At 48.4% G+C, this 12,414-nt stretch carries 10 protein-coding genes; 6 read left to right on the top strand and 4 right to left on the bottom strand.

Annotated elements, in window-relative coordinates; genetic code table 11:
- Positions 1 to 211: 211 nt before the first annotated feature.
- Complete coding sequence (locus IOQ59_RS03630) at positions 212 to 1,969, bottom strand: sigma-54-dependent Fis family transcriptional regulator (RefSeq protein ID WP_193951889.1); 1,758 nt, start codon at positions 1,967 to 1,969, stop codon at positions 212 to 214.
- 400 nt (positions 1,970 to 2,369) lie between these two features.
- On the opposite strand from IOQ59_RS03630, the gene IOQ59_RS03625 reads away from it, so the two are divergent.
- The 3 genes from IOQ59_RS03625 to IOQ59_RS03615 all read left to right on the top strand — a co-directional run bounded on the left by IOQ59_RS03625 (position 2,370) and on the right by IOQ59_RS03615 (position 4,728).
- On the top strand, positions 2,370 to 2,840 hold the full coding sequence (locus IOQ59_RS03625; RefSeq protein WP_193951888.1) for a c-type cytochrome: 471 nt from the start codon (positions 2,370 to 2,372) through the stop codon (positions 2,838 to 2,840).
- A 119-nt stretch (positions 2,841 to 2,959) separates the two neighbouring features.
- Positions 2,960 to 3,910, top strand: coding sequence for an RluA family pseudouridine synthase (locus tag IOQ59_RS03620; protein ID WP_228050657.1), 951 nt, complete (start codon positions 2,960 to 2,962; stop codon positions 3,908 to 3,910).
- A gap of 140 nt (positions 3,911 to 4,050) precedes the next feature.
- Complete coding sequence (locus IOQ59_RS03615; RefSeq protein ID WP_193951887.1) at positions 4,051 to 4,728, top strand: cytochrome b/b6 domain-containing protein; 678 nt, start codon at positions 4,051 to 4,053, stop codon at positions 4,726 to 4,728.
- Between the two features lie 7 nt (positions 4,729 to 4,735).
- On the opposite strand, the gene IOQ59_RS03610 is transcribed toward IOQ59_RS03615, so the two are convergent.
- The 3 genes from IOQ59_RS03610 to IOQ59_RS03600 are packed head-to-tail and all read right to left on the bottom strand — an operon-like array spanning position 4,736 to position 9,169.
- Positions 4,736 to 7,624, bottom strand: coding sequence for a putative bifunctional diguanylate cyclase/phosphodiesterase (locus IOQ59_RS03610; RefSeq protein WP_193951886.1), 2,889 nt, complete (start codon positions 7,622 to 7,624; stop codon positions 4,736 to 4,738).
- 20 nt (positions 7,625 to 7,644) lie between these two features.
- Complete coding sequence (locus IOQ59_RS03605) at positions 7,645 to 8,841, bottom strand: porin family protein (RefSeq protein ID WP_193951885.1); 1,197 nt, start codon at positions 8,839 to 8,841, stop codon at positions 7,645 to 7,647.
- Entirely contained in the window at positions 8,822 to 9,169 is a 348-nt protein-coding gene (locus tag IOQ59_RS03600; protein ID WP_193951884.1) for a type 2 periplasmic-binding domain-containing protein, read from the bottom strand. Before IOQ59_RS03600 ends, IOQ59_RS03605 begins: the two co-directional genes overlap by 20 nt.
- A 319-nt stretch (positions 9,170 to 9,488) precedes the next feature.
- Here IOQ59_RS03600 and IOQ59_RS03595 point away from each other — a divergent pair, with 319 nt between their 5' ends.
- The 3 genes from IOQ59_RS03595 to IOQ59_RS03585 all read left to right on the top strand — a co-directional run bounded on the left by IOQ59_RS03595 (position 9,489) and on the right by IOQ59_RS03585 (position 12,409).
- On the top strand, positions 9,489 to 9,803 hold the full coding sequence (locus IOQ59_RS03595; protein ID WP_193951883.1) for a Rieske (2Fe-2S) protein: 315 nt from the start codon (positions 9,489 to 9,491) through the stop codon (positions 9,801 to 9,803).
- 35 nt (positions 9,804 to 9,838) lie between these two features.
- A complete protein-coding gene (locus tag IOQ59_RS03590) occupies positions 9,839 to 10,531 on the top strand; it encodes a glutathione S-transferase (RefSeq protein WP_307726988.1) in 693 nt (230 codons plus the stop codon).
- A 318-nt stretch (positions 10,532 to 10,849) separates the two neighbouring features.
- Positions 10,850 to 12,409: a methyl-accepting chemotaxis protein gene (locus IOQ59_RS03585; RefSeq protein WP_193951881.1), complete on the top strand. Its 1,560-nt coding sequence runs from the start codon at positions 10,850 to 10,852 to the stop codon at positions 12,407 to 12,409.
- Positions 12,410 to 12,414: the final 5 nt, after the last annotated feature.

Here is a 12,414-nt window from a genome sequence, read left to right as displayed (position 1 = left end):
TTTGTAGGTTGGGACGAGCGAAGCAGATTCCCAACACTACCTATCTCGATAAACGTCTGATGTTGGGTTTCGCAAGGCTCTACCCAACCTACGGATTTTCAGCCGATCGCCATTAATCCACGTAGCCTTATGTAGGTTGGGACGAGCGAAGCGATTCCCAACACTACCTATTTCGTTAAACGTCTGATGTTAGGTTTCGCAACATACGCAACTATTCTGCTTCGCCTGCAGTGCTGACGTGGATAGCGTCTTCGCGTTCTGTCTGCTTCTTAAGACGATACGCCAATGCAGGGCGAGAAAGCCCTAATGCACGAGCGGCTTTAGACACGTTGCCATCACACTGACTCATCGCCTGATCAATCAATGTGGATTCAAAAGCCTCCATATCAAAGCCCTTGTTCAGCCAAGCCGTAGCGTACTGCTCCATATTCATCTCCGACAATGCGGTATCCGCTGCGGGTGATTCCTCACAGAGCGCCCCCTGCTTATTGATCACGTTCAGCGGGTGACTTGGTTCGGCCAGAGACGGAAAGAAGTCACTCAAGCCGATCAACTGATTGTTATCGGTGAGGATAACACCGCGTTCAATCATATTTTCCAACTCACGGATATTACCCGGCCATGCATAAGCCATCAGTGCCTGCATCGCTTTATCGGACACGCCCAGCGTACGCTTGTTATAGAGTGCGTGGTACTTATCGAGAAAATGCGTGGTCAGTGCAGGGATATCTTCGGTGCGCTCACGCAGCGGTGGAATCGCCACAGGAAACACATTCAGACGATAGAACAGATCCGCACGGAATCGTCCGTCGCGTACCGCTTCTTCGAGATCCTCATTGGTTGCGGCAACAACACGTACATCCAGTTTTCGGGTACGGGAATCCCCCACGCGCTCCAACTCGCCTTCCTGCAAAACGCGCAGCAACGATGCCTGCGCACGGGGCGTCAGTTCGATAACTTCATCGAGGAAGATGGTTCCACCATCTGCACGTTCAAACTTGCCCGCGCGAGCCTGAGTTGCACCGGTATAGGCACCTTTCTCAACCCCAAACAATTCAGCTTCAATCAGATCATGGGGCAGGGTGGCGCAATTCACCGCAACAAACGGGTTTTCCGACCGATCGCTGCTGGCATGTAAGCCCTTGGCCACAACTTCTTTGCCAACGCCCGTTTCACCCAGGAGAAGAATGGAAACTTTACTGCAGGAGGCCTTCTTAATCAGCTGACACACATTCTTAAATGCCTTCGACTGGCCCACTGATTTGTAGAGCAGATCGTCATCATTTCGCTGTTGGATGCTGCTTTTCAGGCAATCAATCTCTGATTGCAGCGCGAATAGCTCTTCAATGATCGGATCGGGCTTCAGGTAACGTTCGATCTCGGCAGGGTCATCCCACTCTTCAATCGGACGGCCGATAATCGTGCAGTGTTCCTCGCCACACGCGCTGCAGCCAATCTCTTTATAGAGCACTGTGCGTTGCATGTAATAGCTGGTGTAGCCACTGGCATAGCCAAGCAGTGTCCAACATACAGGCTCATCAGATGGACCGTAGTCGGCGACGTGAACTTCAGATTCATAGGACCCAAACCAGTCAAACTCACCATAAAAGTGGCCTTTCTCGACATCAAATTCAAATTTGATGGGGCGGACCTTGACGATGCCTTCAATCATATGCATCTGAGGTCCAACCAAGAAAGCATCACCTGAGGTGAGATCTGGTCGAATTTTTTTTGCCAGCTCAGCATCACGCTGGCCGGATTCATAGCCAAACCGCATCAGCAACGCTTTGGCACGTTCAAGCCCCAAAGAGTTGATGAGTTCCTTACGCAACGATCCCATTACGCCAGAGTGAATAAGCAACATCCGCTGTTCGTTCAGCCAGATTTTGCCCTCTTCGACGTCGAATTTGATCTGCGACAGAAGGTCTTGCGCGGAAGGGCTGGGCAGCTCTTTACGCTCTGTCTTCATTATATATTTTTTTGTAATTGTTCTTATTAATGAACTCTGAATACAAATGCCCCTTGCGGAACTGTATTCAGAGAGGTTCCGCGGTCGACTCTGTATTTACTACAGGTTTCCCGTCAGTCCCTTAGCACTCTACCCCTATTTTTGGCAGATAAGTGCGTAAAAGAAAAGGGTTTTTTTGTGGTGTAGAACTAACGGATCAGTTCTGTAACGATCACGCGGGGTTGGCTAAATCCCTCTGGACGTTGGTGTTGAGTAGCGGGTTGTTTATCGCACCCTCAAACCCGGGACCATCACTAACTTTACAAAAGTTAACTTAGTATTAGATTCTTTGAATATATGGACAGTGATAACATACCGAGACGTGAGTTATTCCATAATCAGATTTGACAGGAGTCGAACAATGAAAGGTCTCGTGAAAGCAGTTACTACAATTTCTCTGGCTGCACTGGTAGCAATGCCTGCGATGGCTGAGGCGCCATTTGAAAAAGAGATTGAAGCGCGAAAAGCCCACATGCAAGTTGTTAAATACAACATGGGTATTTTGGGGGCAATGGCTAAAGGGAAGCGTGAATACAATGCTGAACTGGCAGATGCGGTAGCGAAAAACCTGTACAGCGCTGCAGCCATGAACAATATGACCATGTGGCCAAAAGGATCTGATAATAGCGTTGAGGGTTTGGAAGAACTGACCAAATCAAAACCTGAAATGTGGGCAGATGATTCCGAAGTGGGCGACAAGCATATGGCATGGGTCGAAGCATCAGAAAACATGTCTGCCGCTGCTGGTCAGGGTCTTGGAAGCCTGAAAGAAGCGATGGGGCCGCTGGGTAAATCCTGCAAAGGTTGCCACAAAGCCTATAAAGCTAAGTAAGCTTTTGATACCTCTGCGTTAGTATCAGTGCTGGCGCAGAGCCTTCTGGCTTCCTCGATAAGCCACCGGCTATCGTTTCCGGTATGATGCACGGTAGTTTGAATCTATCGAGTCCTGTTTTGCCTCACGCTGATCTGCACCCCTTTGAACTTCATCATCCTGTATTTGCTGACTGTTTATCTGACCATGTCCGTACATTGCTGGAATTTGTCGCGCTTCGTTATGCAAAGCATGAGCAACGCGAACTGATAGACTGGATCAACACTGAGCGCATTTTGTTGGACGGTGTACCAGCTCGCCCAGAACAATGTCTCATGGCAGGGCAGATAGTATCCGTAATAATGCCCGATCACTGGGAAGATGCGGTGGATACTCAGTGGCATAAAGTCTGGGAGAACTCTGAGATCCTGGCGGTATATAAGCCTGCATTGCTACCGGTGAGCCGGACAACACGCAACTTGTACAACACGTTGATACAACTGGTGCGCCGTCAGACACCATTTTATGATGCACATCTGCTGCACCGTCTTGATACGGAAACCGACGGCCTGATCCTTATCGCTAAAGACAAAGCGTCTGATCGAAAATGGAAAAAGCAGCTTGATCAGCTGATCGAGCGGAAGTTGTATCATGCCGTAGTATCTGGCCATCCTGAATGGCTGACAAACGAGGTCGAGTGCGAGCTATCAGAGCGGGTAGACAGTGAAATTCGCAGTCAGGTGTATGTCGCAGGAGATCAGCCCACAACACTGCACAAGAAGCTCCGATGGAGTAAAACCGCATTTCGTGTATTGTCCCGTGAAGGCAACACCAGTCTCATTGAATGCGAGTTGTTTACCGGACGAAAACACCAGATCCGCGCGCATCTTAAGTCGCTTGGACATCCGATTATCGGTGACAAAATCTACGCACACGAAGGGTACTTCTATCTCAAGAGGCTGGATACTACACTCTCTGAACGTGATTATGAGGTGTTACAATCCACGCATCACAGGCTTACAGCCGTGGAGTTGGTTATCCGCCCAGATCCCGACAGCCCCAGCATTCGTTTGCGGCTTAATCCGATCTAATGGTTCATCTGGTAATCTTTACAAAAGTTAACTCAGTATTAGATTTTTCGCATATTAAGCCAGTGCTAATATAGCGGTTGGTTTTGTGCGGTGATACATCGTACCTAAGGAAAGCATCTACCTAGCTCAGGGGCCTCAGAATGATTGAAGTTGCTACCCGTCGCATGATCCAGGTATGGGATCTGCATACTCGTATTTTTCACTGGTCTCTGGTCGGCCTGTTTGTATTCCTTATCATCAGTGGTGATTTGGGTGATGATCTGATTGAGTGGCACTTTTATGCCGGATATCTGCTATCAGGTTTGCTTGTCTTCCGCCTGATATGGGGCGTCGTGGGCTCTGAACATTCCCGCTTTATCTCTTTCGTTCGTCATCCTTTGCATACAATGGGATACCTAAAACGGATGATCCAAGGAAAGGCGGAACATCATTATGGACATAACCCGGCAGGTGGCATGATGGTGATTGTCCTGCTAGTTCTGTTGAGTGTTCAGGTTGCCAGCGGGTTGGTAACCACCGACGATGTGATTTGGGACGGGCCTTTTTACAGTGCGGTCAGTGACGATTTGGCTGAGCTGGGTAGTATGTTGCACCACCAGGTACAGAATGTATTACAGCTGCTCGTCGTATTGCATGTGGCCGCGATCATCTTTCACCGTTTCAAATACAAAGATGCTTTAGTGCCTGCAATGGTGCATGGCAAAAAGCCAGATCAGGGTGGGGCAGTATCATCCGGTAGTGCAGGTTTGCTAGCCAGTTTCGTGGCGCTGTCAGTATCGGCAGGCTGGGTGTTATACCTTTTTAGCCTGCCACTGTGATATGAACTCAGGCCTCGCAAGACTCTTCGGTGGGCATTGCCAGGTTTTTTATGCCCAATGCGTCAGCCGTTTCGATCACCGGAGACGGCTTACCAATTAAATAGCCTTGCGCATATTTCACGCCCAGGCGTTTTAACACCACCAGAATTTCTTCTGTTTCCACAAACTCCGCAATGGTTGTCATATTAAATCCACTGACCATCTCGGTTAGACACTTCACAAAAATCTGCTCCTGCGGGCTGCGATGCAATTCGCGCACATAGGAGCCGTCCATTTTGACGTATGAAAGTGGCATCTGTTTAAGATAACTGAAGGATGAGAAGCCAACGCCGAAATCATCTAACGCAATACGGCAGCCGGATACCGCCAGTTTCTCAAGTGTGAGAAGTGCAGACTGGAAGTCAGAAAGAAAGGCTGTTTCTGTGATCTCAATAATGATCTGATCTGGTGAGATACCGTGACGGTCGCACAAGCGGAAGAAGGTACGATCAAACGTTGGCGATTGGATGCTAGGCGCTGAGATATTAACTGCAAGGCTGATAGGTGAATCACCATGTTCTTCGTTATACGCAGCGAGGAATTTCATAGATTCCGCAAGCACCCACGTATCAATCTGACCAATCAGCCCTGTACGTTCAGCCACCGGAATAAAGTCACCCGGAGGGATCACTTCATTCGGGCCGTTCTGCATCCTCAACAAAACCTCGTAGTGACTGATCGAATTATCGGTGACGTCCAGAATAGGCTGAAAATACAGACGGAACAGATCATCACTCAATGCCAGGCGGATTTTCTCTTGCCATGTCAGATCGGCTTGCATCCGATCAATCATTGCCCGGCTCGCATCATACAGATGCCATTTTCCCTGCCCCTGCTGTTTTGCGGTATACATCGCCATATCAGCGGCTGCCAACAGGTCTTCATCTCGAGTACCGTGATCAGGGTACAATGCTCCACCCAAACTACAGCTGAAATGCTGGATAGATCGATCAGACATCCGAAGATGGGTATCCAGTAAAGTAGACAGTTTTGCCATCACCGCACGGGCCGTTGTGGCGGACGCGCGGGGCAACAGAATAACAAACTCATCGCCGCCTAAGCGTGCAACGACGTCCGAATCGCGCGTATGTTGCTCAAGTAGCTGCGCGATGTAGATCAATACGGAATCCCCCACGTTATGACCGGCCGTATCGTTGATGTATTTGAAACGATCGGCGTCGATAAACAAAAGTGCGCCACGGCTGCCGCGCTCCAATAAACGACTCAGGTGTTTTTGAAAGCTATGTCGGTTCTGCAAGCCTGTGAGGGTGTCGTGGGTTGCCAGCCATGAGAGTTTGTTTTCGGCTTCTACACGCTTAGTCAGATCCATGCCCACGGAAAGGATTGACGGTTTACCGGCTTCACTTTCTACCAGTGAGTGCAACCATGTGACATAACGTAATCCACCATCACAGTCTTTTAGCTGTGCTTCGTGTTGATAGCGCGGAGGATCCATTGTGTCTAAATCCTGCAACCTGTCTAACCAAGCTTCAGGCATGGTATCGGGCACGTGTAATGACTGAAAATCAGGCAGGGGGGAATCCATTTCACCCGGATTGCCGATGACTTCACGTCCCCAGCGATTCATCAGTTCGATCTCTCCATCACGAGACTGCGTCAGGATAATCAATGGCGCCGTATCAAGCAGCCGTGACACAAACTGGCGTGCCCGAGTTTGCTCAGTCATCTGGGTATGTAGCTCGCGAGTATTATCCGCAACCGTTTGGTTCAGAGCCTCCAGCTCCTCACATACTTGTAGCGCGGTACGTTCGAGAACGTCTAATTCATCAGTAAACCAGCGTCGATTGCGTGGAGATAGATATTTGCGAGCTTGTCCAAATTCACTCCCTGCGAGTAGCGGCAGGGCGCGGGTAATTCTTGCTAGTTGGCGTGTTGGTTTCAGTATTAGCATAAATAGAAGTAATTCAGCCAAGACCCATCCGAGCACGCCGACCGTGATGCCCTTATTGATAGTGTTTTCTAACAGGCGTCGGTTTTCAGTAATGTTTTGCAGAGAGATAAAACGAGGTTGAGCATTGATCGTTTCAACACCATCGGTTTGCAATACATGCATTCGATAGTGAATATTCTCATCAGACTGAAACACGCTATCCTCTGCCGCAGGAAGGTTTGCTTGAATGGCTTTTAACACATCGGCCTGAGTCTCAAAGTTACTTAATGCCCATGTGTGTAGCTCCCAATTAGGCATCATGCGTGCGTCAGTAGAAGTGGTGATATCGGACACGGGAATAAGAACGCCTAAATCTACGTCCAACAGATGTTGAAAAGAGACCACTATTTCTGAAATGTTGCGCCCAATGACAATCGCACCACGAACCTCACGACTGGTAATGAACGGTTCAACAACGTAGTAAGTACACTGAGTTGTACAACTCATAAAATATCGCGGAGCGACATCTTCCGCGGCCATTCGTGCTATATCTCGTACCTGCTCAAGCTCCAGGGCGCCTATTTGGTCTTGATGATGTAATCCGCCAAGCTGAGAGCCTTGTTCGTCAAACATGTAGAGATAGTTAAGATTTAGATTGAGCGCAAGATTGAGCCAGTGGGGGTGTAGTGCTGATTGAAGTCTTTCGCTGTTATGCCCCAGTATCGACTCTGACACATTGGCCAGATTGGGTAACAACAGCGCTAACTGGATTTGCTGATCCCGTAGCTCTCTTAAAAGGGAAGCGAGCACCTGGTCTTGTTGCAGGACTGATCGTTGTGTAGTGCGATCCGCTTCCTGCAGCAACGTATGGGTATAAAGCGTGACCATCGATACACTGATGGCTATTAGCACCATGCTAAGGAAAAGAACGGCTTTCCATCGGATACTGAACTGAGCTTGCAGCATCAATTGTCCCCTTTCATAGCTCAGAAGCTATAAACCAATTGCAACGCGTAGGTTTCCCAGTCGCGCACTGTATCAATACCAACAGGGTTATCTGTGCCTGATAACCATGCTGTACCGCGGGTATTATGGTATTCGCCGCGTGCAATCCAGTTGGGTGCAAAGTCCCAACGCACACCCAGCATCCAGCTTTTACCAAAACCAACATGCGCAGGATTAAACTTCTTGTCACCATCACGGTCTTCATCATTTACGATCTGTTCGCCGTAACGAATAGAGAAGGTGAGATCAGGCTGATATCGATAATCTGCCTGTGCGTAGAAGCTTTCACCTTTGGCACGAAAGTCTTCGAATCCAGGACCGAAGCCTTTGACGTTATTTATCATCAATAAGTATTCAGCGGTAAAGGTCCAGAATTCGGTGTTGTATTGGCCGGAGTAGACCAGCATGTCGGAAATCACATGGCCATTCAGAAGAGGGTCAAACCCTGCGAGTGGCACATAGTCCAAGCTAGGGCGGCTGTAACTTAAAGCGAGTCGAACACCGCTACCCAAAGATTCATACCGGACTTGAGCACCTTGCATAGAGGCGTCATCAAATTCTCCGGGGAGCGCCTGTTTAAAGACGTAATATTCCATTTCCTGCTCACCGGGATCACTCTCACCGGCATAGATCTCAATATTCAGATCCCCCCACGGGCGACTGATGTCGCTGTACAGACTGATGCCGTCGGTGGCTACAAGCGCATTACGGAACTGTTCAAAATAGACACTGGCCGGTGTAAAAATACCGTTTCGGGCTGAAGGGGCATCACGGGTCTGATTGTAAAGCCCCAATGGAATCTTAATTCGACCCGCGCGTAAGCCAATCCGGGTACTGAAATCAATATGGTAATGCAGGTCTGCAAGAGCGAAGTCGAATCGGGGTTCTGAATCACTTTCGCGCCCAGCGTTACGCGAAATGACCTGAGCGGCGAAGTTAAGATTTTTGTGGGGTTGCCAATAGCCATTCAGCCCGAGCTCTCGAAAATCAAAAGTTCCACCATCAGAGCGGCCAAAGTAGTTATTATCTGTCGTATCGATGTACGCCTGACTAACAAACCCGTGTATCACCAGATCATCAGTCAACTCTAATGCCATGGCTGGGTTAGAGGCTGTGACGCCAAGGATAGCACTGCACATCCAATCCCTGAGTTTTAGGCTATTCGACGGTAATGACATGTGTATCCTCCTCCATGACGCTGCCCACATAACCAATAGCACCCGGTGTGTTCCTCACTTTCATACGCATATCGTCCTCAGAGGTACAAATATGAGGCGCACGTCCTGTGCCGGAATAAACCAGACGCTGCCAGATTCGATCTAATTGATAGGGATAGGTGCCTAGCACCTCAGTCGCAAACTTACGATGCAGAGGCTGATCACTCGCTAACACAAATACTTTGATCCTTTGTCCATCTCGCCAGCGTTGAGTGTGCATACCAAACACCGCAAGCAGTGACTGGCGACTCAATGATGTTTCTTTAACTGTGGCATGCGTGATAATCACGGGAGTATCTGTAGCGAAAACAGCGGGTATCTGAAGACAGGCAATAAACATGAGCGTCCTGATGATATACCTGAGCATCGTGTGACACGAAAGGATCCATACTCTCATACGAAATTCCATTGCTGCTACATCGGGGGAATGGGTCATCCATAAACTCAGAAAAGTATAGAACGTATTTTTGCACTTGCCGCAAATCACCCCGAAGAGAGTGGACAATGCGTGATCTGAACCACGCTTTTAGGGAGTAGATGGGTAGAAGCTATAGTTAAACGTAGTTTTGCACCGCAGAACATTCATATGACTCATAGAGGTATTTATCATGGATAGCTGGCATGACTTATGTGCAGTGAATGACTTGCCTCCAGGCAATCGGATGGTCATCCCCGTAGGCAATATCAGCTTATTGCTGATCAACGTAAATGGTGAGATTTTTGCGGTTGAGAATGTATGCCCGCATGATGGTGGTGAACTTAATGAAGGATCTGTAGAAGGTACAGACGTAATCTGCCCGCGCCACGGCGCGCGGTTTTGCTTGCGTACAGGTGAAGTACTTGCCCCCCCAGCGACAGAAGATATTGATAGCTTTCCAACCCGTGTTAACGCTTCACGTCTTGAAGTGTTTATTCCCGGATAAGGTTCATCCTTGTTAATTTACTGAAGAAGACGATAATGCGGCTTCTTTTACGAATGAATATGAACAGGCTATCTATGTCCGCACGCTCTTTACCCATCTTGTATTCCTTTCGGCGTTGCCCCTATGCGATGCGGGCTAGACTCGGGCTCCTTGCAGCGGACGTTCGGGTAGAATTGCGTGAAGTCGTGCTTAGAGATAAACCATCGGAAATGCTGATAATCTCCCCCAAAGCAACCGTACCGGTATTGCAGCTACCTGATGGTCAAGTGATTGACGAAAGCTATGACATCATGAAGTGGGCATTAAGCAACGCTGACCCTTTTCTCTGGTTGGGAAGGGAAGGAGATCTCACTCAAGCAATCGATACGCTCGTTGCAATAAATGACCAGGACTTTAAACCTTGGTTAGATCGTTATAAGTACGCAGACCGCTATCCCGAGCAGAGTCAGGTTTATTATCGGGATCAGTGTGAAATGTGGTTTCGTAAGCTAGACGTTCAGCTAGAGGCCCATGGAGGTTATCTACTGGCTGAACATTTCTCGTTGGCTGATGCCGCACTGCTACCATTTGTCCGTCAATGTGCTCATGTTGACAAGCATTGGTTTGATACAACACCGTATCCGGCGCTTCAGCAGTGGCTGGATCAATTTCTGGAATCAGAGCGTTTTCAGACAGTGATGAAGAAGTATGCGCCATGGCAACCGGAAAACACTGAAATTATTTTTTAATAATTGTTCCGATACTTGTCTACACTGCCTGTTCAAGGGCGTTGCGTACGATATCTCTGCGTTTAGGAATCTAATCGTACTGGCGTCGTCTGGAGCCTCTGATTCTTACGGAATGATACATATAATATCAAATATGTATTCTGTATCGGAAGGCGAGGCGTTAATCCGGCATTTTCAACCAACTCGATATGCGCAAGTAGAATGGTAACTATTATTGAATTGGTTTAGTCTGGCGGCAGTTCCTGCGCACGTTGGGAAACGTTATAGATCTCCATATTAACCCCTTAATTACTAAGGGTTTTAGCAAAAGGAGCTTGTATGAAAGTACAGACATCCTCCCAGAATGAAGTTCTGGTTCCAGAGAATGTTCAACTCATCTCGACAACCGACCTAAAAGGCAAAATCCTGTATGCAAATGATGCCTTTTGCAGTGTGTCCGGGTTTTCTCTAGAAGAGCTGAAGAACAAACCTCACAATATAGTCCGGCATGCTGACATGCCGAAAGAGGCGTTCGGTAATCTATGGGATTCGCTGAAACAAGATCACGCATGGCGCGGGATTGTCAAAAACCGTTGCGCCAATGGAGATCATTATTGGGTTGATGCCTACGTTACGCCGCTGTACGAAAAAGGCGTTAAGGTTGGTTATCAGTCCGTGCGTACACGTCCATCTGATGCGCAAAAGAAAAAGGCCGAGTCGATCTATGGATTGATCACTCAGGGCAAACTCAATCGCTTACTCAGCCAAAGCAAGATCAACTCATCGGCATTGCTTATCTCGTCAGGGCTGGTGGCCGTCGGGAGTATGGCGAGTTACCTGCTGTCAGCCCCACTGGCATCTGCAGTGGTGACTGCGTTAACCGGCATATCTGTAGCTTTGGTATGGAGCTGGCGCACACGCAAAATTACGGTCCTAAAGAGCACCGCGAAGAACATATCTTCAAATTCACTGATCAAGCTGATCTACTGTGATTCCAGCGATGAGTTGGGCGATATTCAACTGGCAATGACCATGCAGGATGCACGGAACCGTACCGTGTTGGGGCGTTTAGCTGATATCAATCAAACAATTCGAAGTGCTGTAGGCCTGACAGATAACGCGATTAAGAACACCGATAGCGGACTTAGCCGACAAGACAATGAAACTGACCAAGTAGCCAGTGCCGTTGGTCAGATGGCGAGCGCAACAGAAGAAATTGCGGTAAATACACAACAAACCTCTCAGGTTAGCCAAAATGCCTGCTCTGTTACAGAAGATGGGCGTAGTGCGCTGCAAGAAGTGATTCGGAACACTGAAGCGCTGGCAAAACAGGTCAAACTGGCAGCAATTACCTCCAAGGAATTGCAATCCCAGGCCGATGAAATCGGAAACGTACTGTCTGTAATTAACGATATCGCTGATCAAACTAACTTGCTTGCTTTAAATGCTGCGATCGAAGCGGCGAGGGCGGGAGAGCATGGCCGCGGCTTTGCTGTGGTATCTGATGAAGTACGAACACTTGCTGTGCGCACTCAAAACTCTACTCAAGAAATTAAAGCCGTTATAGAACACGTTCAGAGCGCCGTGAACAAGAACGTTCATATCATGCAGGAAAGTGAAGAAGAAACCGTCAACGTTTTGCAGGCTACGCAAAAGACAGACGATGCGTTTGTTAATGTACAAAGCATGATGGCTGAGGTATCCGACCGCTGTGCGCAGATCGCAACAGCATCAGAGGAACAAACCGCAGTGGTGTCTGATATTCATCAAAATATCGGTTCCATTCGTGATCTGGCAGGGGAGAATCGCGAAGCTTCCCGCCAGACCAGCGAAGCCAGCCACGAGTTACATCAGCTTATGGATCAGCTTGAATCAATGGTTCAGGCATTCGAAAAATAGCGTTC

The sequence above is a fragment of the Pontibacterium sinense genome, from assembly GCF_015209595.1.
In the GTDB taxonomy this organism is placed as follows: Bacteria; Pseudomonadota; Gammaproteobacteria; order Pseudomonadales; family Balneatricaceae; genus Pontibacterium; species Pontibacterium sinense.
The sequence above is the reverse complement of the archived record's forward strand: the minus strand, read 5'-3'. Positions and strand labels throughout refer to the sequence as shown.

Bases quoted from the DNA above. Each gene is read 5' to 3' on its own strand.
- IOQ59_RS03630 (WP_193951889.1), bottom strand. From the start codon at position 1,969: ATGAAGACAGAGCGTAAAGAGCTGCCCAGCCCTTCCGCGCAAGACCTT.
- IOQ59_RS03625 (WP_193951888.1), top strand. From the start codon at position 2,370: ATGAAAGGTCTCGTGAAAGCAGTTACTACAATTTCTCTGGCTGCACTG.
- IOQ59_RS03615 (WP_193951887.1), top strand. From the start codon at position 4,051: ATGATTGAAGTTGCTACCCGTCGCATGATCCAGGTATGGGATCTGCAT.
- IOQ59_RS03610 (WP_193951886.1), bottom strand. From the start codon at position 7,624: ATGCTGCAAGCTCAGTTCAGTATCCGATGGAAAGCCGTTCTTTTCCTT.
- IOQ59_RS03605 (WP_193951885.1), bottom strand. From the start codon at position 8,841: ATGTCATTACCGTCGAATAGCCTAAAACTCAGGGATTGGATGTGCAGT.
- IOQ59_RS03595 (WP_193951883.1), top strand. From the start codon at position 9,489: ATGGATAGCTGGCATGACTTATGTGCAGTGAATGACTTGCCTCCAGGC.
- IOQ59_RS03590 (WP_307726988.1), top strand. From the start codon at position 9,839: ATGCGGCTTCTTTTACGAATGAATATGAACAGGCTATCTATGTCCGCA.
- IOQ59_RS03585 (WP_193951881.1), top strand. From the start codon at position 10,850: ATGAAAGTACAGACATCCTCCCAGAATGAAGTTCTGGTTCCAGAGAAT.